Source organism: Streptomyces sp. SPB162, assembly GCF_029504575.1.
Taxonomy (GTDB): domain Bacteria; phylum Actinomycetota; class Actinomycetes; order Streptomycetales; family Streptomycetaceae; genus Actinacidiphila.
On record NZ_JAQFII010000001.1, the window covers coordinates 4,478,815 to 4,504,474 of the forward strand.

General features: G+C 70.4%; 21 protein-coding genes. 9 read left to right on the plus strand and 12 right to left on the minus strand.

The window, feature by feature from the left end:
- Window positions 1-113 precede the first annotated feature (113 nt).
- On the plus strand, window positions 114-1,049 hold the full coding sequence (locus tag M2266_RS20530; RefSeq protein ID WP_277439505.1) for a hypothetical protein: 936 nt from the start codon (window positions 114-116) through the stop codon (window positions 1,047-1,049).
- 60 nt (window positions 1,050-1,109) lie between these two features.
- Here the strand turns inward: M2266_RS20530 and argS are convergent, their stop codons facing one another.
- Window positions 1,110-2,870 carry an arginine--tRNA ligase gene (argS, locus tag M2266_RS20535; protein ID WP_277439506.1) on the minus strand — a complete coding sequence of 587 codons (1,761 nt, stop codon included), beginning with the start codon at window positions 2,868-2,870 and terminating at the stop codon, window positions 1,110-1,112.
- Window positions 2,871-2,963: 93 nt separating this feature from the next.
- On the opposite strand from argS, the gene lysS reads away from it, so the two are divergent.
- Entirely contained in the window at window positions 2,964-4,706 is a 1,743-nt protein-coding gene (gene lysS / locus M2266_RS20540; protein ID WP_277439507.1) for a lysine--tRNA ligase, read from the plus strand.
- A 54-nt stretch (window positions 4,707-4,760) separates the two neighbouring features.
- Here the strand turns inward: lysS and M2266_RS20545 are convergent, their stop codons facing one another.
- From M2266_RS20545 to M2266_RS20555, 3 genes are all read right to left on the minus strand, one after another.
- The gene (locus M2266_RS20545; protein ID WP_277439508.1) at window positions 4,761-6,017 is read right to left on the minus strand and encodes a DUF2637 domain-containing protein; all 1,257 of its coding nucleotides are present in this window, start codon (window positions 6,015-6,017) and stop codon (window positions 4,761-4,763) included.
- A 121-nt stretch (window positions 6,018-6,138) separates the two neighbouring features.
- Window positions 6,139-6,831, minus strand: a complete 693-nt coding sequence (locus M2266_RS20550) for a DUF3558 family protein (RefSeq protein WP_277439509.1) — start codon at window positions 6,829-6,831, stop codon at window positions 6,139-6,141.
- 93 nt (window positions 6,832-6,924) lie between these two features.
- Window positions 6,925-7,701, minus strand: coding sequence for a hypothetical protein (locus M2266_RS20555; RefSeq protein ID WP_277439510.1), 777 nt, complete (start codon window positions 7,699-7,701; stop codon window positions 6,925-6,927).
- 194 nt (window positions 7,702-7,895) lie between these two features.
- Between M2266_RS20555 and M2266_RS20560 the strand changes: the two genes are divergently transcribed.
- The gene (locus M2266_RS20560; RefSeq protein WP_277439511.1) at window positions 7,896-9,089 is read left to right on the plus strand and encodes an RtcB family protein; all 1,194 of its coding nucleotides are present in this window, start codon (window positions 7,896-7,898) and stop codon (window positions 9,087-9,089) included.
- A gap of 55 nt (window positions 9,090-9,144) precedes the next feature.
- On the opposite strand, the gene M2266_RS20565 is transcribed toward M2266_RS20560, so the two are convergent.
- Window positions 9,145-9,900, minus strand: coding sequence for an SDR family oxidoreductase (locus M2266_RS20565; protein ID WP_277439512.1), 756 nt, complete (start codon window positions 9,898-9,900; stop codon window positions 9,145-9,147).
- A gap of 135 nt (window positions 9,901-10,035) precedes the next feature.
- On the opposite strand from M2266_RS20565, the gene M2266_RS20570 reads away from it, so the two are divergent.
- Window positions 10,036-11,313 (plus strand): glycosyltransferase family 87 protein, encoded by a 1,278-nt coding sequence (locus M2266_RS20570; protein ID WP_277439513.1) that lies wholly within the window; start codon window positions 10,036-10,038, stop codon window positions 11,311-11,313.
- Here the strand turns inward: M2266_RS20570 and M2266_RS20575 are convergent.
- A complete protein-coding gene (locus M2266_RS20575) occupies window positions 11,300-12,415 on the minus strand; it encodes an alpha/beta hydrolase-fold protein (RefSeq protein ID WP_277439514.1) in 1,116 nt (371 codons plus the stop codon). The two genes, M2266_RS20570 and M2266_RS20575, sit on opposite strands and share 14 nt — an antisense overlap.
- A gap of 272 nt (window positions 12,416-12,687) precedes the next feature.
- Here M2266_RS20575 and M2266_RS20580 point away from each other — a divergent pair, with 272 nt between their 5' ends.
- Window positions 12,688-13,671: an alpha/beta hydrolase-fold protein gene (locus tag M2266_RS20580; RefSeq protein ID WP_277439515.1), complete on the plus strand. Its 984-nt coding sequence runs from the start codon at window positions 12,688-12,690 to the stop codon at window positions 13,669-13,671.
- 54 nt (window positions 13,672-13,725) lie between these two features.
- On the opposite strand, the gene M2266_RS20585 is transcribed toward M2266_RS20580, so the two are convergent.
- The 6 genes from M2266_RS20585 to M2266_RS20610 all read right to left on the minus strand — a co-directional run bounded on the left by M2266_RS20585 (window position 13,726) and on the right by M2266_RS20610 (window position 21,191).
- Complete coding sequence (locus M2266_RS20585; RefSeq protein ID WP_277439516.1) at window positions 13,726-13,890, minus strand: hypothetical protein; 165 nt, start codon at window positions 13,888-13,890, stop codon at window positions 13,726-13,728.
- A 77-nt stretch (window positions 13,891-13,967) separates the two neighbouring features.
- On the minus strand, window positions 13,968-14,375 hold the full coding sequence (locus M2266_RS20590; protein WP_277439517.1) for an Imm50 family immunity protein: 408 nt from the start codon (window positions 14,373-14,375) through the stop codon (window positions 13,968-13,970).
- Complete coding sequence (locus M2266_RS20595) at window positions 14,362-14,838, minus strand: Imm50 family immunity protein (protein ID WP_277439518.1); 477 nt, start codon at window positions 14,836-14,838, stop codon at window positions 14,362-14,364. The genes M2266_RS20590 and M2266_RS20595 overlap by 14 nt, the downstream gene beginning before the upstream one ends.
- The gene (locus M2266_RS20600) at window positions 14,831-19,534 is read right to left on the minus strand and encodes a DUF6531 domain-containing protein (protein WP_277439519.1); all 4,704 of its coding nucleotides are present in this window, start codon (window positions 19,532-19,534) and stop codon (window positions 14,831-14,833) included. Before M2266_RS20600 ends, M2266_RS20595 begins: the two co-directional genes overlap by 8 nt.
- 121 nt (window positions 19,535-19,655) lie before the next feature.
- On the minus strand, window positions 19,656-20,450 hold the full coding sequence (locus M2266_RS20605) for a polysaccharide deacetylase family protein (protein ID WP_277439520.1): 795 nt from the start codon (window positions 20,448-20,450) through the stop codon (window positions 19,656-19,658).
- 171 nt (window positions 20,451-20,621) lie between these two features.
- The gene (locus M2266_RS20610; protein ID WP_277439521.1) at window positions 20,622-21,191 is read right to left on the minus strand and encodes a hypothetical protein; all 570 of its coding nucleotides are present in this window, start codon (window positions 21,189-21,191) and stop codon (window positions 20,622-20,624) included.
- Window positions 21,192-21,297: 106 nt separating this feature from the next.
- Here M2266_RS20610 and hemL point away from each other — a divergent pair, with 106 nt between their 5' ends.
- The 4 genes from hemL to M2266_RS20630 all read left to right on the plus strand — a co-directional run bounded on the left by hemL (window position 21,298) and on the right by M2266_RS20630 (window position 25,609).
- Window positions 21,298-22,605, plus strand: coding sequence for a glutamate-1-semialdehyde 2,1-aminomutase (gene hemL / locus M2266_RS20615; protein ID WP_277439522.1), 1,308 nt, complete (start codon window positions 21,298-21,300; stop codon window positions 22,603-22,605).
- A 37-nt stretch (window positions 22,606-22,642) separates the two neighbouring features.
- Complete coding sequence (locus M2266_RS20620; protein WP_277439523.1) at window positions 22,643-23,326, plus strand: histidine phosphatase family protein; 684 nt, start codon at window positions 22,643-22,645, stop codon at window positions 23,324-23,326.
- Window positions 23,327-23,590: 264 nt separating this feature from the next.
- Window positions 23,591-24,889 carry a hypothetical protein gene (locus tag M2266_RS20625; RefSeq protein WP_277439524.1) on the plus strand — a complete coding sequence of 433 codons (1,299 nt, stop codon included), beginning with the start codon at window positions 23,591-23,593 and terminating at the stop codon, window positions 24,887-24,889.
- 108 nt (window positions 24,890-24,997) lie between these two features.
- Window positions 24,998-25,609 (plus strand): TlpA disulfide reductase family protein, encoded by a 612-nt coding sequence (locus tag M2266_RS20630; protein WP_277439525.1) that lies wholly within the window; start codon window positions 24,998-25,000, stop codon window positions 25,607-25,609.
- Window positions 25,610-25,660 lie beyond the last annotated feature (51 nt).

Below are 25,660 nucleotides of genomic sequence, written 5' to 3' on the forward strand. Positions count from 1 at the left end.
CTGCCGCCTGGTGTCCCGGCCGGATGCGGCGATTTTCGAAAGTGGGTTCGAACTCTGTTTCGGGTGGGCAGGTTGGTGAGGTCAACTCGCCTCACACGGGATGGAGTTCATTCGTGCACGCACGTAACGGGGGCCGTAGGGCCATCCGCGCGCTGTTCACCGGGCTGCTGGCGTCCGCCGGGCTGATCGGTGCCCTCATTACCCCTGCCCAGGCCGCGACGGCCCCGGTGGCAGCGACCTCGTACCGGTTCACCAGTGCGGCGGGCGACTACATAGGCCAGGGCAGGACCGCCTCGTACTCCACCCCCGCGGCGAGTATCACCGTCGTCGGGACGGGCGCCGATCTGACCGTGCGCGTCCTCGGCGGCGGGGACAACTGGGGCGTCGAACTCGCCGCGCCCCGGGGCGATGTTCTGCGGCCCGGTACCTACCGGGGCGCGGAGCGCGCGCCGTTCCGGACTGGACGGTCACCCGGACTGAACGTCGACGGCGACGGACGCGGCTGCAACGAGGTGTACGGCCAGTTCACCGTCCATCAGATCGCGACCGACGCCTCGGGCGCGGTGACGCTCCTGGACGCGAGCTTCACGCAGAACTGCGAGCAGGCGGCCGCGCCCGCGCTCACGGGCACTGTGAAATACCACGCCTTCCCGCTGTCGTACTCCTACTCCAGCGACGAGGGGGACTGGGTCGGCGGTGGCAAGAGCGTCTCCTATTACGGATCCACCAGTACCTTCACGCTCAGCGGGACCACCAGCCGGCTGCAGTACGGGGTGTCGGGCAAGCGTGACGACTGGACCGCCCTGCTCGACGCACCCAGCGGGCAGCAGTTCACGGCGGGGACCACGTACCAGGCGACGGGCGTGAACGGCGACGCGTCCATGATGGTCTTCGGCGATGGACGCGCCTGCACGGCGACCGGCACGTTCACCATCAACAAGCTCGTGACCGACGCCGCGGGCAACGTCATCGCCCTCGCGGCGACGTTCGTCCAGCACTGCGACGGCGGCACGCCCGCCCTGCGCGGCACGATCCACTACTACGCCTGACCGGTTTCGAACGAGGGGCCCCGCCGGGCGACCGCCCGGCGGGGCCCCTCGTACGTCACCTCAGAGCTGGTCGGGCGTGTGGATGCCCAGCAGCGTCATTCCCTGGCGCAGCGTGCGGCCGGTCAGGGTGCAGAGGAAGAGCCGGTTCTCGCGGACGTCATCGGGGGTTTCGGGCTTGAGGACCGGGCACAGCTCGTAGAACGTCGCGAACGCGGAGGCCACCGAGTAGAGGTACGAGGCCAGTTTGTGCGGCTCGTACGTCTCCGCGACGCCCGCGAGGGCGTCACCGAACTCGTCCAGCAGCAGGCCCAGCGCGCGCTCCGCCGGGGCCAGCGGCAGCTCCGGGCGGGCGACGGCCTGAGCCTTGCCGGCCTTGCGGAGGATGGACTGGGTCCTGGCGTAGGCGTACTGGGTGTACACGCTCGTGTCGCCGGTCAGCGACACCATCCGGTCCAGGTCGAAGACGTAGTCGCGGCCGAGGGACGTGGAGAGGTCCGCGTACTTGACCGCGCCGATGCCGACCTCGGCGCCGCGTTCCGCGACCTCCGCGTCGGAGAGTTCCTCGTTCTTCTCCTTGACGACGACCGTGGCCCGCTCGACCGCCTCGTCGAGCAGGTCGACCAGCCGGACCGTCTCGCCCTCACGGGTCTTGAACGGCTTGCCGTCCTTGCCGAGCACCGTGCCGAACGGCAGGTGCTTGACGGTGACCTCGTCGGTGAGCCAGCCGGCCCGCCGGGCCGTCTCGAAGACCATGCGGAAGTGCAGCGCCTGCCGGGCGTCCACCACGTAGAGGAGGGTGTCGGCCTTCAGGTTTCCGGTCCGGTCGCGGATCGCCGACAGGTCGGTGGCCGCGTAGCCGAAGCCGCCGTCCGCCTTCTGGACGATGAGCGGGACCGGTTCGCCGTCCTTGCCCTTGATCTCGTCGAAGAAGACGCAGAGCGCGCCGTTGGAGCGCACCGCCACGCCGGTGTCCTCGAGGATCTTGCAGGTCTCGACGAGCATGTCGTTGTACGCGGACTCGCCGACGATGTCCGCGTCCTGGATCGCGATGTCGAGCTTGTTGTAGACCGAGTAGAAGTAGATCTTCGACTCGTCCACGAACCGCTGCCAGAGCGCGAGGGTCCGGGGTTCTCCGGCCTGCAGGTCCACCACGCGCTTGCGGGACCGGTCCTTGAAGGCCTCGTCGGCGTCGAAGAGCGTCCGTGCCGCCTTGTACGTCCGGTTGAGGCGGGACATCGACGCCTCGCCGTCGGTGTCGGCGTCCGCGTGGTCCAGCTCGTGCGGGTGCTCGATCAGGTACTGGATGAGCATGCCGAACTGGGTGCCCCAGTCGCCGATGTGGTGCCTGCGGATCACCGTCTCGCCCTCGAACTCGAGGATCTTGGCGATCGCGTCACCGATCACGGACGACCGCAGGTGGCCGACGTGCATCTCCTTGGCCACGTTCGGCTGGGCGTAGTCGATCACCGTGGTGCCGGGGTTCGGGGTCGTCGGCACGCCGAGCCGGTCGTCGGCGGCGCGGGCGGCCAGCGTGGAGGTGATCGCCGAGTCCGAGATGGTGATGTTGAGGAAGCCCGGTCCCGAAACCTCGATCCCGGAGATCAGGTCGTCGGTGGGCAGGCCCGCGACGACCTGGGCCGCGAGCTCCCGCGGGTTCGCCTTGTTCTTCTTCGCCAGGCCCAGCACGCCGTTGGCCTGGAAATCGGCCCGGTCGCTTCGGCGCAGCAGCGGGTCGGCACCGGCGGCCGACGGCACGGCGGCCGCCAGGGCGGCCGAGACACGCTGCTGGACAGAGGCGGAAAGGGAAGCGACCGAGGCCATGGGATGGGTGCCGTTCCGGTTGGGGGATTGGGAAACCCCTCGAGTATCCCACGGGAGCGCATCCCCTTTTCGGTCTGTGAGAATGGGTGCGACATGCTGTCGAGGAAGGAAGTGCCGATCGTGGCTCAGAGCCCCGAGACCGACTGGGTCTCCCGTTTCGCGGACGAGGTCATTGCCGAGGCGGACCGTCGCGCCCCCGGCAAACCGATCGTCTGCGCATCGGGTCTCAGCCCGTCCGGCCCGATCCACCTCGGCAACCTGCGCGAGGTCATGACGCCGCACCTGGTGGCCGACGAGATCCGCAGGCGGGGTCGCGAATGCGTCCACATCATCTCGTGGGACGACTACGACCGCTTCCGCAAGGTGCCCAACGGCGTCGACCCTTCGTGGTCGGAACACATCGGCAAGCCGCTGACCTCGGTCCCGGCGCCGGCGGGCAGCGAGTACGGCAGCTGGGCCGAGCACTTCAAGGCGCCGATGATCGCCGCGCTCGCCGAGCTGGGCATCGAGTTCCACGGCATCAGCCAGACCGAGCAGTACACGGCCGGCGCCTATCGTGAGCAGGTTCTGTTCGCCATGCGCGAGCGCGCGGCGATCGACGCGATCCTCGACCGCTACCGGACGAAGGACAAGCCCGCCGCGGGCAAGAAGCAGCAGCAGAAGCCGCTCGACGAGGCCGAGGTCGAGGCCGCCGCCGGCTCGGGTGCGGCCGACGAGGACGACGGCGCCGGTGGCGCGGGCTACTACCCGTACAAGCCGTACTGCTCGGTCTGCGACAAGGACCTCACCACGGTCACGTCCTACGACGACGAGACCACGGAGCTTTCGTACACCTGCGTCTGCGGTCACTCCGAGACGGTGAAGCTCTCCGAGCACAACCGCGGCAAGCTGGTCTGGAAGGTCGACTGGCCGATGCGCTGGGCCTACGAGGGCGTGATCTTCGAGCCCTCGGGCGTCGACCACTCGTCGCCGGGCTCCTCGTTCGTCGTGGGCGGCCAGATCGTCCGCGAGGTCTTCGGCGGCGAGCAGCCCATCGGCCCGATGTACGCCTTCGTCGGCATCAGTGGCATGGCCAAGATGAGCAGCTCGGCCGGCGGCGTTCCCACGCCGTCCGACGCGCTGGAGATCATGGAGGCGCCGCTGGTGCGCTGGCTCTACGCCCGCCGCCGTCCCAACCAGTCCTTCAAGGTCGCCTTCGACCAGGAGATCCAGCGCACCTACGACGAGTGGGACGCGCTGGAGCGCAAGATCGCCGACGGCACGGTGCAGGCCGCCGACGCCGCCGCGTACAGCCGGGCCACCCGCACGGCCGCGGGTGAGCTGCCGCGGACGCCGCACCCGCTGCCGTACCGGACGCTCGCCTCCGTCGTGGACATCACCACCGGCCACGACGAGCAGACGCTGCGGATCCTGCGCGACCTGGACCCGGCCAACCCCGTCACGTCGCTGGACGAGACCCGGCCGCGGCTCGACCGCGCCCAGGCGTGGATCACCACCCACGTCCCCGCGGACCAGCGCACCCGGGTCCGCACCGAGCCGGATCGTGAGACTCTCGGCAGCCTTCCGGCCGCCGACCGGGCGGCGCTCGACCTGTTGCTCGCCGGGCTGGACGACCACTGGTCGCTGGACGGCCTGACGACCCTCGTCTACGCCGTGCCCAAGCTCCAGGCCGGCCTGGACGCCGACGCGAAGCCGACGCCCGAACTCAAGATCGCCCAGCGGTCGTTCTTCGCGCTGCTCTACCAGCTGCTCGTCGGCCGCGACACCGGCCCCCGGCTGCCCACCCTGCTGCTCGCGGTGGGCGCGGAGCGTGTTCGTACGCTGCTGGGTGCCTGACCGAATACGGACGATCCCCTGGTCGCCTCTTCCGGCGGCCGGGGGATTCGTCGGTTACGGGACCTGCTCCGAGTCCCACTCGGTCCGGTACTGCGACTCGAAGTCCGTCAGGTAGCGGCGCAGTGTCCCCTCGCTGAGCGGGCCCCCCGTGCGGCCCGTCACACCGTAGTTCTCCAGCAGATAGCGGCCGAACTGGCGGGGGTTGGGAAACTCCTTGAAGTCGACGACGTAGCGGCGGAACGCCCCGTAGTACTGCTCTTCGCGCGGCACGTCGGGCTCGATGTGCGGCGGGCGGTGCAGGGCGGGTTCCGGCTCGATGTCGGGCTCGGGTTCCGGCTCCGCGTCCGGTTCCGGGGCGTAGGCGCTGACCTGTACGGAGCCGTAGCCGTTGGCGAGGGTGCGGACGCGGCCGGGGGAGACGGGGACCGTGGTGCGGCTGTCGGACAGCGGTGCAGGCTCGGGGACGGGCTCCGGTGCGGGCGCCGGTATGCGGGCGGGTTCCGGCCGGGCGGCGGGCTCCTGCCGCAGGGGCGCCTCTGGTTCCGGTGCCTGTTCGGGCCGCGGCTCCTGCTCGGCCGGGTGCAGCGGCTCCAGGGCCAGCGCGGGCACGGGTGCGGGCGCCGGGGCCGGTTCCTGAACGGTGATGCCGGCGGCGGCGAGGCCGAGGGGGGCGGTTTCGGCCAGGGGGATGCCGTAGCGGGCCAGGCGTAGCGGCATGAGGGCTTCGACGGGGGCTTTGCGGCGCCAGGCGCGTCCGTAGCGGGCCTGGAGGCGGGCCTGGTAGACGAGGCGGTCCTGTTCGAGGCGGATGACCTGGTCGTAGGAGCGCAGTTCCCACAGTTTCATGCGGCGCCACAGCTTGAAGGTGGGGAAGGGGGCGAGCAGCCAGCGGGTGAGGCGGACCGATTCCATGTGCTTGTCGGCGGTGAGGTCCGCGACGCGGCCCACGGCGTGGCGGGCGGCCTCGACGCAGACGACGAACAGCACGGGGATGATGCCGTGCATGCCGACGCCGATCGGGTCGGGCCAGGCGGCCGCTCCGTTGAAGGCGATGGTGGCGGCGGTCAGCAGCCAGGCGGTCTGGCGCAGCAGCGGGAACGGGATCCGCATCCACGTCAGCAGCAGGTCCAGCGCCAGCAGCACCACGATGCCGGCGTCCACGCCGATCGGAAAGACGTTCGCGAACCAGCCGAAGCCCTTGTTCTGCGCGAGCTCGCGCACCGCGGCGTACGATCCCGCGAACCCGATCGCGGCGATCACCACCGCACCGGCGACCACCACACCGACAAGGATCCGATGCGTCCGGGTCATGCGTATCGCGGGCACCCGCGACCCCTCCCACCCTCGGCAACTGACCGGCCCAGCCTGTCATATGGCGGGCGGCCCAGGTCGCACAAAGGTGCTGATACCGGCACAGGTGCGACGGGAGTTGTTACGTGTTCGCCGCCGTGTTCGCCGCCGCGACCGAAGCCACGGCCTCCTTCGCCGCCGCGATCGCGTCCTTCATGAGCTGATCGGCCCCCGGGGTCTTCGCGTCCTCGAAACCCGCGCCGTTGTGGGACAGGATCACGATGACGTTGCCGGTCCGCGCGATCACCGTCTCGTCCTGGTAGTGCAGCTTGTCCTTCTCCACCGGCGCGCTGACCACGGTCGCCTCGTCACCGATGCCGTCCGCCTTCGTGGAGGTGGCGCCCTTGATCCCGCCCGCCGTGGCGACCTGCTCGGTGAAGCGGTTCTTCGCCTGCTCCTCGGCGCTGCCGACGCCCTTCGTCGAGTCGAAGCGCTGCAGGGCCACGTCCAGCCAGCGGAACTGGTAGCCGTCGAGCCCGTTCCACGAGCAACCGCCGCGCGCCGCGGCGTCCGACGACTTCGCCGCCGTGCCCGCCGCGCTCTTCGCCTTCGGGACGAGCCGCGCCACGGTGGCCTGCGTGACCGACTTGCAGGGGTCCGGCAGCTTCGTGAACTTCGCCGCGGCGGGGGTCGCCGAGGCGGACGTCTTGGCCGAGCTCGAGGGGCTGGGCGACTTCGCGGACGAGTCCGACCCCGACGAGCAGCCGGCGGCGAGCAGTACCGGCACGGCGGCACAGGCGAGAACTCGGGCGATGCGCGGTGCTGAACGGTGCATGGATCCTTCGCTCACTTCGTTGCTCTCGACGGGACCGGCCGGGGACCGGGAAACGGACAGCCTACGGGGTGCCCGTTATCGGGCGATCCGCGCTCACTTGATCGTCTTGACGAGTGCGTCCGCTACGAGCTCCGCGCCCTGCTGCAGGTCAGCGCTCTGCGGGGCGGTGGCCTTGTCCGCCGACCACTGCGAGTACGAGATCGTCACGAGGACGTTTGCCGTACGGAAAACGAGAGTGATGTCACGGTGGACTCCCGAGTCGCGGGTCATCAGCTCGTCATCGATGAAGGCCGCGTTGGCGACCTCGGGGAGCAGCCGGGGTGCGAGATCGGGGGAGTTCGCGGGAGCGGTGGTCGGCAAGCCGCCAGGGGGCTGGCCCGTGGGGCCGCTCGGGCTGCCGGGCGGCGGCGCGGGCGTCGTCGTCACGGGGGCGACAGGGGTCGTCGGGATGCCGGCCTTCACCATCTTGGCCTCGTAGTCCGACTGGGCCTGTGCCTCGTCGCTCACCCCGGGGTCGTAGGAGACGACCCGCTCGAAGTCGATCTGCAGGTAGCGATTGCCCTGCGGTGTCTCGCCGGTCCAGGTGCAGCCGACGCGCCGGTTGGTGTCGTAGGTGAGCTCGGCCGCGCCCGCGTAGTTCGGCGCGTTCGGCACCAGCGTCTTGAGCGAGTCCGGGTCGAGCGAGCCGCACGGCTCCGGCAGTTTGCGGTACTTGCCGGGCGGCGCCGGGACGATCTTCTGCTCGCCGACCGCGGACTTGTTGTCCACCGCCGCCGGGTCCTTGGCACCGGACGCGGTGCAGGCGCTCAGCCCCGAGACGGCCAAAACGGCCGCGCAGACGATGCCCAGCAGTCCTCGCGATGGCTGCACTGGCCAGGCTCCTTCCGCGGGGGGCGCCCCGAAATCCCTTGGCGCGCGCGTGCGTGCCGTGGACACAATGTCTACCGCACCTGCTGACGCGGCTGCGTGGCCACCTAGAGGTATCGGGCGTTTCGTCCACATTATTGATGTCGTCCCGGCGCGATTCGTTGTGCCTAATTGTCCGTTCGAGAAGGGGGATGGAGATGTCCTACGCCGAGGTGCCCGGAGTCCGGGTGCCGATCCGCATGTGGACCGACCCGGCCTCGGTCGAGGACGGCGCGATGCAGCAGCTGCGCAACGTCTCGTCGCTGCCGTGGATCAAGGGCCTCGCCGTGATGCCGGACGTCCACTACGGCAAGGGCGCGACGGTCGGCTCCGTCATCGCCATGCACGGCGCGGTCTGCCCGGCGGCGGTCGGCGTCGACATCGGCTGCGGCATGAGCGCGGTGAAGACCTCCCTGACCGCCAACGACCTGCCGGGCGATCTGTCGCGGCTCCGGTCGAAGATCGAGCAGGCGATCCCGGTCGGGCGTGGCATGCACAAGGAGATGGTCGACGTACGGGGCATGCAGGGAGTCTCGGCGACCGGGTGGGACGAGTTTTGGACGGGGTTCGACGATCTCGCAGAAGCGGTCAGATTTCGTCGTGAACGTGCCATGAAGCAGATAGGAACGCTCGGATCCGGAAATCACTACATCGAAGTCCTGCTCGATGGTGAGGGTGGTGTGTGGCTCACCCTCCACTCGGGATCCCGGAACATCGGCAACGAAATCGCCGATCACCACATCGGCGAGGCCCAGAAGCTTCCGCACAACCAGGGTCTGATCGATCGGGACCTCGCCGTCTTCATCTCGGACACCCCGCAGATGGCGGCCTACCGGCGCGATCTCTTCTGGGCCCAGGAGTACGCCAAGCGGAACCGCGCGATCATGATGACGCTGCTCAGGGGCGTGGTCCGCAGGGAGTTCAGCAAGGCCAGGGTGACCTTCGAAGCGGAGATCTCCTGTCACCACAACTATGTCGCCGAGGAGCGGTACGACGGCATGGACCTGCTCGTGACGCGCAAGGGCGCGATCCGCGCGGGCGGCGGTGAGTACGGGATCATCCCCGGTTCCATGGGCACGTCCTCATACATCGTGAAGGGCCTCGGCAACGCCGACGCGTTCAACTCAGCCTCACACGGCGCCGGCCGCAGGATGAGCCGGTCCGCGGCGAAGAAGCGCTTCACGACCCGTGACCTGGAGGATCAGACGCGGGGTGTGGAGTGCCGCAAGGACTCCGGCGTCGTGGACGAGATCCCGGGCGCCTACAAGCCGATCGAGAAGGTCATCGAGCAGCAGCGGGACCTGGTCCAGGTCGTGGCGAAGCTGAAGCAGGTCGTCTGCGTCAAGGGCTGAACGGTGCGGCTGGTGGGGGTGGGTGTGCGTACCCGCCCCCACCGGCATGTCCGGCTCAGTTCTCGCGGTGGACCTTGTAGTTGGAGGCCTGGGCGCGGGGGCGGACGACCAGGAGGTCGATGTTGACGTGCGCGGGGCGGGTGACGGCCCAGGCGATGGTGTCGGCCACGTCCTCGGCGGAGAGGGGTTCGGCGACGCCCGCGTAGACCTTGGCGGCCTTGTCGGTGTCGCCGCCGAAGCGGGTGACGGCGAACTCGTCGGTCTTCACCATGCCGGGCGCGACCTCGATGACGCGGACCGGGTCGCCGCACAGTTCGAGGCGCAGCGTCTCGGCGATGACGTGCGCGCCGTGCTTGGCGGCCACATAGCCGCCGCCGCCCTCGTAGGTGGCCAGGCCCGCGGTGGAGGAGAGCACGACGACCGTTCCGTCCCCGCTCGAGGTGAGGGCCGGGAGCAGGGCCTGGGTGATGTTGAGGACGCCGAGCACGTTGACCTCGTACATCGCCCGCCAGTCGGCGGGGTCCGCGGTGGCGACGGTGTCGGCGCCGAGTGCGCCGCCCGCGTTGGCGACGAGGACGTCGCAGCGGTCGAGGGAGGCGGCGAAGGCGTCCACGGCGGCGCGGTCGGTGACGTCCAGGGTGTGGGCGGCGGCCGAGTGGCCCGCGGCGGTGAGTTCCTTGGCGAGCGCTTCGAGGCGGTCGGCGCGGCGGGCCGTGAGCAGCACGTGGTACCCGGCGGCGGCGAGCTTACGGGCGGTCGCGGCACCGATGCCGCTGCTCGCCCCGGTGACCACTGCGGTACGGATGCTCATGTCACGGCGCCTTTCGACTGCGGGATGGCTTTCCCACCGAGCATAGGTGGCGGGTCCGCGGCGTCCGGCGGCCGGTTCGGATCTTGATTAGCATCGGGGGCGATGGGGTGCCCGCGTCGTTCATGGAGGAATTCAGTGGTCAGCACGGGCACGGACCCCGGGCGGCGGTTGCTGTGGCCGGTGGGGGTGTGGCTGCTGACCCGGCTGGTGTTGGTGTCGGCGGCTCTGCGGCTCGGCCCGTTCAGCAGCGAGGACGGCGTGGACGTGTCCGTGTCGAAGGTGTACCGCGGCTGGTACGACGTGCTGAGCTCCGGCTCCTTCCCGCACGACGACGTGTCCTGGCAGTACCCGCCGGGCGCCGCGCTGCCGATCCTCGCTCCGCGGCTGGTGCCGTTCCTGGACTACGCGCACGCCTTCGTCGTGCTGTGCGCGGTGTGCGACGCGGTGGTGCTGGCGGCGCTGGTGTACGCGGCCCGGTACGCGGACGGGCGGCGCAGTGTCGCCGGCGTGTGGATGTGGGTGGTGGGGCTGCCGCTGCTGAGCACGGTGCCGTGGAGCCGCTTCGACGTGATGGTGACGGCGGTCGCGGTGGGCGCCCTGCTGGCGGCCGGTTCGCGGCGGGTGTGGGCGGACCGGGTGTTCGGGGCGCTGGTCGGGATCGGCGCGGTGGTGAAGGTGTGGCCGGTGCTGCTGCTCGTGGGCACGCCGCGCGGGCGGCGCACCCGGTTGTCGTGGGTGGCGGCGGTGGTGTCCGCGGTGCTGGTGACGGTGGGCTTCCTGCTGGCGATGCCGGGCGCCCTGTCGTTCCTGACCTATCAGGGGGACCGCGGCATCGAGGTGGAGTCGCTCGGCGCGCTGCCGTTCCACCTGGCGCGGCACTTCGGCTGGTCGGGGCACTGGGCTCCGCACGACGGGTCGATGGAGTTCATCGGCCCGTACGTGCGGCTGGTGGCGCGGGTGAGTGCGGCCCTGACGGTCGTCGCGTTCGGCTGGCTGCTGCTGTGGCGGGTGCGGTCGGGGGCGGGGCGTACGGAGGCGTGGGCGCTGCCGGACGCGGCGCTGACGGCCGTCCTGCTGTTCGTGGTGACGAGCCGGGTGATCAGCCCGCAGTACCTGGTGTGGCTGGTGGGTCTGGCGGCGGTGTGCCTGCTGCACCGGGCGACGACGCAGCGGCCGGTGGCGTGGCTGGTGCTGGGCGCGTGCGTGCTGACGACGGCGGTGTTCCCGTACCTGTTCCGGGATCTGCTCGGCGGGTCGGTCCCGGCGGCGCTGCTGCTGGCGGCGCGCGATCTGGTCCTGCTGGCGGCGGCGGTGCTGTCCGCGGTGCGGCTGTGGCGGGGGTCGGTGCCGAAGACGGTGCCGGGCGGCACGGGGGAGGGCGCGCCCGGCACCGCCGGTCTCAGCGGGCCTTGAAGCCCTGTTCGGTGAGCCAGCGGAAGACGTCGGGGATCTGGGACTTCCAGACGGCGGAGCCGTGGCCGCCGGCGCCCGCGGCGATCTGGACCACCCGGACCTTCGTCGGCGCCTTCGCCGCGTTCCGCAGGGCCATACCGTCCTGGTAGCCGTCGCCCGAGGCGCCGGAGACGTAGAGGGACGTGTGCGGCGGGTGTGCGGCGTGCTGCAGCATGAACAGCGGGTTGGCCTTCTCGCGCAGCACCGGGTCCTTGGCGGTGAGGGAGTCCTTCTCCGCGGCGGGGTTGTTGTAACCCGACAGGCTGACCCCGGCCGCGTACCGGTCGGGGTGCTCGATGGCGAGGCGCGCGGCGCAGTGGGCGCCGGCGGAGTATCCGGCGACGCCCCAGCCCGCGGCGTCGTCCTGGACGCGGAAGTTGTCGGTCACCATGCGGCGGACGTCGACGCTCAGCCAGGTGTCGGCGTTGACCTTGCCGGGGATGTTGGCGCAGCCGGTGTCCTGGCCGCCGAGCAGCGTGGTGCGCGGTGAGACGAGGATGAACGGGGCGACCTTGCCGCTCTGCATCAGTGGCTTGAGTTGCGTCTGGACCTTGAGCGTGCCGTACCAGGCCTTGGCGGATCCGGGGTAGCCCGGGAGCAGTTCGACGACCGGGAACTTCTTGTCCTTGTACGCGGGGTCGTTGTACTGCGGCGGCAGCCAGACGTAGACCTCGCCCTCGACGCCGGACACCCGGCCCTTCAGGTCGGCCTGCTGGACGTCACCCATGTTGGGGCCCTTGGCCTGCTGGAACTTCTGCGCGACCTTCGGCTCGCGCTTGGCCTGCGCCGCGCCCCCGTCGGGACCGAGGTCCGCGGTGGCCTGGACGTGGGTGCCGGTGCCGAGGAGGTCTTCCCAGTTGTCGTACAGGGCGTTGGAGTTGTTCACGATCACGAAGACCATGAGCACCGACGTCACCTGGCAGAGCAGCAGCATGCCGAATCGGGCGGCGTACCGGACGGCCAGCGGTCCGCGCAGTCGGCTCCAGAGGGTGAGCGGCAGCGCCAGGGCGACCAGTACGAAGAAGATCGTGCACAGGAAGAACGGGGTCCCCGTCAGGCTCATCAGAATCTCGATTCCCAATCTTGGGCGCTGTGCCCCGGCCCCGGCGTTCCACCCGCGTATGAGCCTCTCGCCATGACGAGACGGAATTCGGGCGGTCGGGGTTGCGCTGCTTCTCCCGGTGAATTGGGACGAGGGTCACGCCGGATACGGGCAACGGGGTTGATGTGATCCACGGCACCGTGGCGGACCGGAACGTCGGGTAAAGATCCGGGATCACACCAGGCGTAAGCGTCGCTTCGCCCTGCCGGGCCGGTTGAAAGGGGAACAACCCCGTGAAACGTTGGCCCATGGCAGCGGTCGCCGTCCTGGTACTGCTCCTCTTCGCCGGTTACGGCTCCCGGCCCGTTCCGTTCGGCGGTAGCGGTCCGGACTTCCCGCACACCTCGGTGAACGCGGCGGCGTCGATCTCCAACGGCAAGCACCCGGCGTTCACGGACCAGCGGACGACGCTGGCGGGCGGCACCAAGATCGGGATGACCACGTACCGGGGGAAGAAGTCCGGGTTCACCGGCAAGGTGTGGGTGTGGGCGCCGCCGCAGTACTACGACCCGCGGTACGCGAAGAGCGCGTTCCCGGTGCTGATCGCCCTGCCGGGCAGCTACGGCTATCCGTACAACTACTGGACCCGCGGTGACCTGGGTCTCCAGGAGGACGTGGCGCGTTGGGCGGCGCAGGGCAGCAGCCTGCCCTTCATCGTCGTCATGCCGGTGATGAACCCCGGGCGGAGCTACCACGACTGCAGTGACATCCCGGGTCAGCAGAAGATGGGGACCTGGATGACGAGCGACGTCCCCGACCTGGTGCGGGAGAACTTCCGTACGTTCGGGAGTCGCGACGGCTGGGCGTTCATGGGCTCGTCGTCAGGAGGCTTCTGTGCCCTGAAGAGCGTGCTCCAGCACCCGGAGGCGTTCAAGGCGGCCATAGTGAGCGGCCCCGACATAGTCCCGGACTCCTCCCTGTGGCGCGGCCACCCCGAGGAGCAGCAGGCGAACAACCCGCAGGTGCTGGCGCGGCGGCTCATCGACCGGGGCGGGCCCGAGGTCTGTCTCGCCTTCCAGGTCGGGACCGCGGAGAGCCGGGGGGAGATGGCCAAGGTCAGGCAGTTCATCGCCGACTACGGGCACGGCCCGGTCAGGACCCGCCTGCAGACCATCGTCGGCGGCCGCCACAACGGGGTCTCCTATCTGCGCGGCATGGAGGAGGGTTCCGTGCGGTGGATCAGCGACCGGCTGGGGGCCCCGACGGCCGCGCCCTGAGGGCGGGCCCTCCTTCGGCGCGGGGCCTGCCGACTCCCCTTCGTTCAGCTTCGTTCAGCGCCGGAAGGCGAGGGCGCGGCGGAGCAGTGCTTTGGCCCGCCAGCAGGCGTCGAGGGCGTATCCGCTGGCGGCGGCGAGCGCGAGCACGGGCCGGGCGAAGGGTGGGGCGGAGGGCTGCCGACCGGTCGCCATCGTGCCGGATGTCGGGAATGTTGCCATGTTCGGACGGTAGCGACTGGACCGGCGCCTGTCGTGCCGGAGACACCCGAATGGCGCCATCGCGGGCCCGCCGGCCGTCACTCGCTCCGCGAGGCCAGATACGCCTTCGCTTTCACCAGCGCGGCGGCGCCGGCGTCGAACGTCACGGATTCCCCGGGTCCGGAGATGTTCACCCGCATTCGGCCGTCCGGGGTGCGTTTCACGGAGACGACGTCTTTGGGCGCGAACGTCCATCCGTCGATCATCAGATCGGAAACGCCGGTGAACGACAGGAACATCTCGAATGCGTTGAGCCCTTTCTCGGTCCATTCCGGAATCGGGCGGTCCGGAAGCCGGTCCAGCTCGAAGCCGAGGGTGACTCCGGTGTCCCGCTCGTCGATGTGGAGATAGAACAGACCGCACTCGGCCAGGTCGGGAGCGGACGCGAAGAGGTCCGTCACGGGGCCGGGATCGGTGAGGAGCTCGGGCCAGTCAGACGCGCTCATAGAAGGTCTTCTCCCAGACGTCGGGGACGGTGCTCCAGCGGAACCGGTCGGTCCTGCCGACGAAATGCTGCTTGCCCGCGTCCGTGCCGTCGCCGGACCGGCGGTACGCGCTCATGTGCCCCACCGTGAGGGAGTCGCTGCTGGTGAACGCCAACTCCGCGCCCGCGCCCCGCAGCCCGACCCGGATCCGCCGGTCCTCCTGCTCCTCGATCACGATGTCCGCCGTCACCGGCGGGCTCCAGCCGCGCATCACGACGTCCGCCACGGCGAGGAACCGCAGCTGGCACTGGAAGGTGTCGCACCCGGCCGCCGTCCACTCGGGCAGCGGGGTGTGCGGGAACTCCGGCAGATCGAACCGCAGGATCAGCGTCGGGCCCCGCCGGTCCAGGTGCACGGAACGCACCGCGACGGACTCCAGCGGGGGGACCGGGGAGTAGAACGCCTCCAGCGCCGGTCTATTCACCAACAGGCTTTCCCAGGCTCGGGTCATAGTAGTAATGCTCCTCACATCCCGGAAGCTGCCCGTTCCGTGGTTCGTCGGCGGGCCTGACGTGTACGTGTGGCTCCTGGCGACCGGGATCGCCCGGCTCCCGGTGACCGGTGTGGTGGTCCTGGAAGGTGATGAGGTCACCCGACTCGGTGAGGTGGTCCTCTTCCCTGAAGTAGATCGCGTTGTGCTCCGCGTCGAACAGCTGCGGGCTGCCCTGCCACTCCGGACCCGTCGAGGGTACCCACTCGCGCACTTCCCAGGGCTCCTGACCCTCGGGGACACCCGCGTCCCGCAGCGCCTTGGCCTTCACCTCGGCGTAGCTGGGCACCGGATCGCCGCACTGCAGACCGAGCGGATCGATCCAGGTCAGCGGGTTGCTGATGTAGGCGTGGTGGTTCGGGGCGGGAGCCAGGCCCAGCGGGTCGGGGCTCAGATAGGCGGCGGTCTCGGGGGAGTAGTACCGGAAGAGGTTGTAGTGCAGCCCCGTCTCGTCGTCGTGGTACTGCCCCGGGAAGCGCAGCGGGCAGTCGGCCGCGGCGCCGGAGGCGGGGACCGGCGCGCCCCACAGGGTCGTGCGGTGCCGCCAGGCGATGGAGCCGTCGGGGTCGACGAGCTCGGTGGGCGTGCCGACCACGTCGGTGACGATGGCGTAGAAGCGCGCGTCGATCTCGGTCTGGGACGCGCCCGCCGCGCCCGCCGGCACGGTCCGCTCCGTCTGGGACAGCACCCGGTGGGAGCCCGGGGCCCAGTCCCACGTCGTCGTCCGGCCGTCCCGCGTCTGCTCGGCCAGCCGGCTGCCGTCCCAGCAGAAGTCGGTCTGCTCCAGGACGCTGCCGCCCGCCCCGACCAGCTGCTTGGCGATCCGGCGGCCGAGCGCGTCGTACAGGTAGTGCCAGTGGTTGCCGTCGGGGGTGACGACGTCGGTGAGGCGGTCGTCCGCCGACCAGGTGTAGTGCCAGTCGCGTCCCCCGCCGGACAGCAGCTTGACCCGGCGGCGCACGACGCGGCCCTGGTCGTCGTAGGCGTAGTGGGTGCGCCCCGCGCTCCGGATCAGGGTGCCGGTGACGGCACGGTCTCCCGAGCTGTCCGGGGCGGCCGAGTCGTCGAGCCCGGCGTGGCGGACGTTGCCGGAACCGTCATAGGCGTAGCTCTCCGTCCAGCCCTCGGACCGTACGGCCGTCACCCGGCCGACGGGGTCCAGTTCGTAGCGGCTGGTGCCCGAGTGGAGGTCGTCCACGGCGGTGACGTACCCGTCGGCCCGGTAGCTGTAGATACGCCGCTGGAGCACCTGTGCCGGGTCGTCGACGGCGGACTCGCCGGGCACCGGGACGCCGGTCATGACGGTCTGTTCCGTCAGCCGGCGGTTGCCGTCCCAGCTCTGGACGAGGGTGGCCGCGCCGCCGAGCCGGCGCTCGACCTCATGGCCTTCGGCGTCGTAGCCGAAGTCCAGCGTGTGCCCGGCGGTGCTCAGCGCGGTGGGCCGGCCGTCGGGCCGCCAGTCCCAGCTGCTGTCGAGGCCGGACGGGGTGCGCCGCCCGGTGCGGCGGCCCAGCACGTCGTACGTGTTCGCCAGCGTCCGGCCGTTGCAGGACTCGGCGACCAGCCGGCCGGCGGCGTCCCGCTCCATCGTGACGTCGGCGTCGGCGTTGACGGCCCGCAGCACCCGCCCCGCGGCGTCGTAGGTGAACGAGGCGACCGAGTCGCCGTGCGTCCGGGCCACGACGCGCCCCATGACGTCCCTGGTGAAGCGGACGGCCTGGCCGGCGCCGTTGACGCGCTCGATCAGCCGGCCCGCCGCGTCGTGGCGGTAGCTGAGGGTGCGGCCGTTGAAGTCGTTCTCACGGACGAGCCGGCCCGCCGGGTCGTACTCGTAGTCCCACGTCAGCCCGTCCGCGTTCGCGACGGACAGCAGCCGGAGCTCGGTGTCGTAGGAGAACCGCAGGGTGCTGCCGTCCGGCGCGGTGCGGGCCGAACGCAGCGCGAAGTGGGTGGACTCGAAGCGCGTGACGCCACCGGAGGCGTCACGGTGGGCGACCAGCCGCCCCTCGCCGTCGTACGTCCAGCTCTCGTCGGCCCCGTCCGGGAACGTGCGCCAGGACGGCTTACCGTCGGCGGTCCAGCCGATCCGGGTGACGGCTTCCCCGGTGGCGGTGGCTCCCGCGGTTCCGGTGGTCTCGGCTATCTCCGTGACGCGGCCGCAGAAGTCACGGGTGAAGCGCGTGACGGCACCCGCCGGATCCGCCAGTTCCACGACGAGGCCCGCCGCGTCGGCCCTGCTGTACCGCGTGTTGCCCGCCGGATCGGTCACCGCCGTCAGATGGCCGCGCTCATCGTAGGCGTAGCGCTGGACGCCGCCCTGCGGGTCGGTGGTGGTCAGCAGGTTCCCGCGCTCGTCCCAGGTGTGCTCCCAGCGGGCGCCGCCGGGGTACAGGCTCGCGACCGGGCGGTTCAGCTCGTTGTAGCGGAACGCGACGGAGGTTCCGTCGGCCCGGACGACCGAGGTGAGGTTGCCGGTCTCGTCGTAGGTGCGCCGATTGGTGCGGCCCAGCGGGTCGGTGGTCGCCAGCAGGCGGTTGTGCGCGTCCCATTCGCTGTACGTGGCACGGCCGAGCGGATCGGTCGTCGACGTGAGCTGCAGGCGCTCGTTGTACCGGTAGGCGGTGGTCCGGCCGAGCGAGTCCGTGTAGGAGTTGGTACGGGTCCGCGGGTCGTAGGCGATCGTGCAGTCGAGGAACCCGTCGGCGCCCTCACCGCGGACGCAGCGGTCGGCGTCGTCGTACTCGAAGCGGTACCAGCTGTCGTTGCGGTCGACCCACTTGGTGATGCGGTGGCCGGAGTCGTACTCCAGGTGCAGGGAACGGCCCGCCGCGTCGACCACCTCGGTGAGGTCGCCCGCGGTGCTGTAGCGGAAGCCGCGCAGCGGTGGTTCCGACGCGGCGGGGCCGGCGTCCTCCGTGCCGGTTCCGTCCGGGTGCCCGTCCGCCGTGCTGTGCGGGCCGACCGGGTTCGCGGGGCGCAGCGCGGTGATGCGGCCCTCGCTGGTGTCGATGGCCAGGTGGTAGCCGCCGGAGTGGCGGATCGCGGTGGGGGTGCCGTCGTCGGTGCGGTCGAACTCGATGCGGTGGCCGTTGCGGTCGGAGATGGCGCGCAGCGGCAGGGTGAAGCGGGCGTCCGGGCCGGGGGTCGCCACCGGGGCGAAGTGCCGGGTCAGGCCGGCCACCGGGTCGACGACGCGGATCGCGGATCCGGGGGTGCCGTCCCACTCCAGTGGCCAGCGCGGCCCCTGTGTCGGGAGCACGGCGACGCCGGGCCCGGGAACGGGGTAGACGAGGATCATGCCGTCTTCGGCGGCGAACGTGATGCCGGAGGCGTCCGCCTCCAGCCGCTGGTCGATCGTCGAGGCCCAACTGGGCCCGAACCAGCCGCCGGAACGGTAGCTGGACAGGTGGGTCCGCTTGAGGCTGAGCGGCAGCAGACCGGGCAGGTCGATGTCGCGCTCCTGCCGGAGCATCTCCCCGGTGATCATGTCGATCGGGTCACCGTTCAGGCACTTGCCGTCGGCCTGCCGGCCCGCCTTGGCCTCGTCCGCCGCGCCCTTGCGCAGCGACGCGAACCCGTCCTTGAGGTCCTTCCCGGCCTGCCGTACCGCGGTCGCGCCCTTGCGGACGCCGTTCGCGAGGTTCTCCAGTGCCCGGCCGCTCTTGAGGAGCGCGGGCAGGCTCTTGGCCATCTTGGCGAGGCCGCCGAGGGTGGTCAGCCCCTTGAAGCCGGGGATGCAGTCCATCGCGGCGAACAGCACGTCCCACAACGATGCTTTGCCCTGGGCGTATTTGATGAGGGTGTCGGCGAGGACGACGAGGGCGGCGGCGAGCACGATCCAGGCGAGCGGGCCGCCGATGATCATGACGATGATGCCGAGGACGGCGACGATGACCTTGCAGACGGCGACGATCTCGTCCCAGTGGTCGGCGACCCAGTCGACCGCCTTCTCCCACCAGTGCTTGTTCTTGATCCCCGCGTCCGACGCCTCGTGCAGTGCGTGTTCGGCGGTGCTCGCGGCACCGTCCCGCAGGTGCGCGGCCTGCGCGGCGAGCTCCTTGGCCGCGTCCAGACGTCCCTGGGCGTCGTGGACGGCGGAGTTCGCGGACTTCTGCGCGTTCGAGGCGTCCAGGGCGTTGCGGGTGGCGGTGCGGACCTCCTCCGCCGACGGCGGCTCCGCGCCCGGCTTCGGATCGGCCTGGTACTCCTTGGACTTGTCGCCGGCCCGCTTCACCCAGTCGTTCGCGTTCGTCTGGGTGGTCTTGGCGGCGTCCAGGTCCTGGCGGGCGGTACGGCCCTGGGCCAGTGCCCGGTCGGCGTCGGCCTGCGCGGTCTCCAACTTCGGCCAGTACACCTCCAGGGCGCCGGACGCCAGCCGGTAGGACTTCTCCAACTTCGTCAGCTTGCCCGGCAGATCACCGAACTGCTCGCGGTAGGCGTCGGCGGCGAGGCCGGCCCAGTCCTGCACCGCGTTGTTGCCGCTCAGCCCCTTGACCGACCGCAACGCCGAGGAGACGTCGTCCGCGAAGTCGCCCAGCTTGCGGGCGAGTTCCTTCACCTCGAACGGATCACCCGGCACCGGATCCCGGTCGAGATCCAGCACGTGCCAATCCGTCGGACGATTCGCCATTCCCTGCTCCCCGCGCGTTGCCTGCTCCCCGTAACCCTCTCACTTCGATCACTCGCGTCACGGGGGGCTCCATGGTCACAGCAGGTAGGGACGCGCCCCGGCCTCGGCCGGTTGCGGTGCGTCAGGCGGCGGGCGGGGCGAGGAGGGTGCGCAGGTCGGCGATCTCGTAGCCGCGGGCGCGGACGGCGTCGATGATCAGGGGGAGGGCCTGGGCGTCGAGGATGGTGTCGCGGCCGTTGGGGTCGCCGACGTGCATCTGGACGATCTCGCCCGGTGTCAGGGCGTCCAGGGCGCGGCTGACGGCCTTCTGGACGGTCATGCCACCCGCTGTATTGAGATAGCCGTTGGTGTCGGCGGTCCACTCGATGTCCGCGAAGCCCAGCGCGTTGACCTCCGCGACCTGCTGGTCGGTGGTCTCGCCGTAGGGGAAGCGGAAGAACGGCAGCGGGGCCGTCCCGGTCGCCGTGCGGAGCGCCTGGTCGGCGAGGCGCACCTCGCGCTCGCGCCCCTCGCAGGTCAGTTCGCCGAAGTGCGGGTGGCTGTAGCTGTGACTGGCGATGCCGTGCCCGGCCGCCGCCATCGACCGCGCGGCGGCCGGGTGCGCGTCGGCGAACTGCCCGGTCAGGAAGAACGTGGCCGGCGCCGCGTCGTCGCGCAACACCTTCAGCACCGCGTCCAGGCCCGTCTCGTCCCACGCCGCGTTGAACGTCAGCGCGATCACCTGCTTCTGCACGGGCATCTGCTGCTGCGCGGGCATCGTGCGGACCGTCCGGCCGAGCAGGTCCGCGGGCAGTGCGGGAGTCGCGGTCCCGCCCGACGGGCACAGGGCGGTGGCGGGTCTCGCGGGGGCGGCCGTCAGCGTGAGGATCGCCGTCAGGACGGTGACGACGGGCAGGAGAGCGGTGCGCGGCTTCATGGCACGGCAGCGTAGAAGCGGAACCGGAACGGACACCGCACATCAGGGGCGATGTCGCCGATTACACCCGACTTGTCTCCCAGTGGGCGAAAACCCGCCGTGGCGCGAATACGCACCTTCGCATCCGGGATATCGCGCACAAAGCGGGCAGCTGACCGGAAGAGCGGCGGGTCAGGGCCAGACCAGGCAGTACAGCTGGTGGCCGGCTTCGTGGCAGCGGGAGGCGAAGCCCTGCCACTCGTGGAGCATCTGGTAGATGACGAAGGCGTCTCGCGGGCCGCGGCGGTCCGGGACGGTGGACCAGATGAAGGCGGCGGCGCCGAGTTCCTCTTCGCCGGCTTTGCGCAGCGGTTCGACCACGCTCATGGGGAGCTTGACGACGGCGTAGTCCGGGTGGAGGACGACGAGTTCCAGCGGCGGGACCTTGGCCGGGGGTATGCCCTCGATGCCCGTGAGCACCATGGCGGCCATGGTCTCCGGCTTGACCTTGGTGTACATGCCGTTGCCGAGCTCGTCACCGCCGAGCTCCTCAGGGCGCATGGAGATCGGGACCCGGGCGGCTGTGGCGCCATCGGGTGCCCCGAAGTACTTGTAGGTCACCCCCACTCGGCCACCCCTGCTCCCACTCTCCGCGGCTGCTCTGCGATCGCGATCGGCGGACCGACGGCGCCTGCCGGTGGGCCGGGCGTTTTCGGGCTCGGGGTCGCCCGTTCCCTCGCCCAGTTCGCCACCGCGCTGCATTTCACTACCCGACCATTCACAGACCCAACCGCGCAACCCGATCATCGTCTCAGATGCCGGGTCGAGACCTGCGCGCGCAACGCCCGGCGTTTGAGAGCATGTGCCTGTGAGCTATCCGTACGAAGCACCAGTTTCGCAGGTTCTGTTCGACCGAGCTGCCGCCGTGACGCCCGGAGGTGTGAACTCCCCGGTGCGCGCCTTCCGCGCCGTGGGCGGTACGCCCCGGTTCATGGTGTCCGGGAAGGGTCCGTACCTCACGGACGCCGACGGCAGGGAGTACGTCGACCTCGTGTGCTCGTGGGGTCCGATGATCCTCGGCCACGCGCACCCGGAGGTGGTCGGCGCCGTGCAGGAGGCGGTGACGCGCGGTACGTCCTTCGGCACTCCCGGCGAGGGGGAGGTGCTGCTGGGCGAGGAGATCGTGGCGCGGATCGGCCCGGTGGAGCAGGTCCGCCTGGTGTCGTCCGGGACCGAGGCGACGATGTCCGCGATCCGGCTGGCGCGCGGTTTCACCGGCCGGGCGAAGGTGGTGAAGTTCGCCGGCTGCTACCACGGTCATGTGGACGCGCTGCTGGCGTCGGCCGGTTCCGGGGTCGCCACGTTCGGGTTGCCCGACACCCCCGGGGTGACGGGCGCGCAGGCCGGCGACACGATCGTGCTGCCGTACAACGACCTCGAGGCCGTGCGGGCGGCGTTCGCCGCGCACCCCGGCGAGATCGCCTGTGTGATCACCGAGGCCTCGCCCGGCAACATGGGCGTGGTGCCGCCGGCCGCGGGCTTCAACGCCGGGCTGAAGAGCCTGTGCGCGCAGCACGGTGCGCTGTACGTCTCCGACGAGGTGATGACGGGCTTCCGCGTCTCGAAGGCCGGCTGGTACGGGCTGGACGGCGTCGAGCCCGACCTGATGACCTTCGGCAAGGTCATGGGTGGCGGCTTCCCGGCCGCCGCGTTCGGCGGCCGCGCGGACGTCATGGGCCACCTCGCACCGGCCGGTCCGGTTTACCAGGCGGGCACCCTGTCGGGTAACCCGGTGGCGACCGCGGCGGGCCTGACGCAGCTGCGGCTCTGCGACGACGCGGTGTACGCGACCGTGGACGCGGTGTCCGAGCGGGTCTCGTCGCTGGTCGACGAGGCGCTCACCAAGGAGGGCGTCGCCCACCGGGTGCAGCGGGCGGGCAACATGTTCTCGGTGTTCTTCACCGACGAGCAGGTGACCAACTACGACGAGGCGAAGCGGCAGCAGGCATTCCGCTTCACCGGATTCTTCCACTCGATGCTGGCGCAGGGCGTCTACCTGCCGCCGTCGGCCTTCGAGTCCTGGTTCGTTTCGGCGGCCCACGACGACGCGGCGATCGAGCGGATCGCCGCGGCGCTGCCGGCGGCGGCGCGTGCTGCGGCCGAGGCGACGGAATGAGCGCGGAACGATCGGGGACGGAGTCAAGATGAGCGGTATGACTGACGACACAGAGATCACCGTGGTCCACCTGATGCGGCACGGCGAGGTGGAGAACCCGTCGGGTGTGCTCTACGGCCGGCTGGCCGGCTACCACCTCTCCGAGCTGGGCCGGAAGATGGCGGAGCGGGTCGGCGAGCACCTCGCGGGGCGCGACATCACGCATGTCGTGTCGTCCCCGCTGGAGCGGGCGCAGGAGACCGCGGCGCCGATCGCGGCCCCGCACGGGCTGGAGGTCGCCTCGGACGCGCGGTTGATCGAGGCGGAGAACGTCTTCCAGGGCAAGACCTTCGGTGTCGGCGACGGCGCGCTGAAGAACCCGTCGAACTGGAAGCACCTCACCAACCCGTTCAAGCCGAGCTGGGGCGAGCCCTACGTCGACCAGGTGGTGCGGATGATGGCGGCGCTCGGCGCGGCGCGGGACGCGGCGCGCGGTCACGAGGCGGTCTGCGTCAGCCACCAGCTGCCGATCTGGATCGCCCGCAGCTTCGTCGAACGGCGCCGGCTGTGGCACGACCCGCGCAAGCGGCAGTGCACGCTGGCGAGTGTGACGAGTTTCACGTACCAGGGCGACAAGATCGTCTCGGTCGGCTACGCGGAGCCGGCCCGCGATCTGGTGCCGACGCATCTGCTGGCGGGCGCGAAGCCCGTCAAGGGCGGATCGAAGGCCTTCGGGGCGTAGGCCGCGCCGCGCGCCCCCGTCGTCCGCCAGGTCGATCCGTCGGCCGGCTCGGCGGCCGGCTGTGGGATCAACCCATCGGACCGGCCGGAACAGCCGTCCGATGGGTCAATCCGGTGTTCCTACGGGCTTTCACGTGAGCCACTTGAGCTACCCGGTGGGATTTTTCTGACTTTTCCGGTAACCGTACGGCTGTGACAGCCGTCATGGATGGTGGCCACCTTTTTCGTAGTCGCCATCCATGAGGCCCGAGAAATGGGGATGTACATGCGCGCCTTGACCCGTAGGAGTCTGCTCACCGCCACTGCCGGAGTCGCGGTCGGTGCGGCTGCTGCCGGATGCTCCTCCGGGGGCGACGGTGGTACGTCCGGTGGCAACGGGACGAAGCCGGGGACGGCCACCGGCCAGAAGGAGCCGGAGAAGACGGTCCAGCTGATCGGGGACGGTTCCACCGCGAACACCGGACCCCAGCCGAACCAGCCGCCGAAGCCGGAGCGGCTGGAGCCGGGACAGACCCCGCCCCAGTTCGTGATCTTCTCGTGGGACGGCGCGGGCGAGGTGGGGAACGGCCTGTTCCCGCGCTTCCGCAAGCTGGCCAAGGACCACGGCGCGACGATGACGTTCTTCCTGTCCGGGCTGTACCTGCTGCCCGAGTCGAAGAAGCGGCTGTACGACCCGCCGAACAACAACCTGGGCGCGTCGGACATCGGCTACCTCACCGACGAGCACATCAAGATGACGCTGGACAACATCCGGGAGTCCTGGAGCGAGGGCCACGAGATCGGCACCCACTTCAACGGGCACTTCTGCTCGGGTCACGGCACGGTCGGGAACTGGACGCCCACCCAGTGGCAGAGCGAGATCGACCAGGCCAAGTCGTTCGTCAAGAACTGGAAGACCAACACCGGGCTGAAGGACGAGGCCCCGCTGCCGTTCGACTACGACAAGGAGCTCGTCGGCGCCCGCACGCCGTGCCTGCTCGGCCAGGACAACCTGCTGCCGACCGCCCGCAAGCTGGGCTGGCGCTACGACGCGAGCTCGCCCGGCGGCCGGCAGGTGTGGCCCGAGAAGCGCGGCGGCCTCTGGGACCTGCCGCTGCAGCTCATCCCGTTCCCCGGCCACTCCTTCGAGGTCCTCTCGATGGACTACAACATGCTCGCGAACCAGTCGAAGAACGCCACCCAGAGCGACCCCAGCAACTACCCGGGCTGGCAGCGGCAGGCCGCGGCCTCGTACATCGCGGGCTTCCAGCGGGCCTACGAGACGAACCGCGCGCCCTTCTACATCGGCAACCACTTCGAGAAGTGGAACGGCGGCATCTACATGAACGCCGTCGAGGAGGCGTTCACGCACATCGCGGGCCAGGAGAAGAAGGACGTCCGGCTGGTCTCCTTCCGGCAGTACGTGGACTGGCTCGACGCGCAGGACCCGAAGGTGCTCGCGAAGCTGCGCCGGCTCGACGTCGGGCAGAAGCCGGCGGGCGGCTGGAAGTCGTACCTGGCGGCGGAGGGCGCGGCCGGTTCCCCCGGCACCCCGGCCTCCCCGGCGATGGTGCCCACCCCGTAGCGGCATCGACGCTTTCGCTACCTGATCCTTACTTGGGGCAATTGCCGCTTTTGGCGTCGGTGTCGGGGGCGCGAAAGATCACCGGACGACGCATGCGAAACTTTTCACATGAGTCCTACGCGCGCCGACCGACGCAGCCCCCTCCGCGGTGCCCTGGCACTGGCGGGGGTCGCCGTGTCGGCACTGGCGCTCTCGGCCTGTTCCGGCGGCGGCACGTCCTCTGGCGGCAGTAACACCAACTTCGTCGGCGGCTCGGGCGAGATCTCGGTGGCGGCCAAGGCCGACCGGCGCCCCGCCCCCGCCATCTCCGGGGAGTCGGTCGAGGGCAAGCCGCTGAACCTCGCCGACTACCAGGGCAAGGTCGTCGTCCTCAACGTCTGGGGCTCGTGGTGCGCCCCCTGCCGGGCCGAGGCACCGCACCTGGTCAAGGTGGCCAACGACACCAAGGCCAAGGGCGTCGAGTTCATCGGGATCAACACGCGCGACTCCGACAAGGTCAACCCGCGCGGGTTCGAGACGCAGTTCGACATCCCGTACCCGAGCTTCTACGACCGGACCGGCAAGCTCCTGCTGAAGTTCCCCAAGGGCAGCCTCAACCCGCAGGCCATCCCGAGCACCCTGATCATCGACCGGGACGGCAAGGTCGCCGTACGGATCCTCATGCCGGTCGGCGAGGACAAGCTGCACCAGGCCCTCGACCCGATCGTCGCGGAGAAGTGACGTGACCGAGACGGTCTCCTCCGGGGCGCTGCTGCTCGCGATCCCGATCGC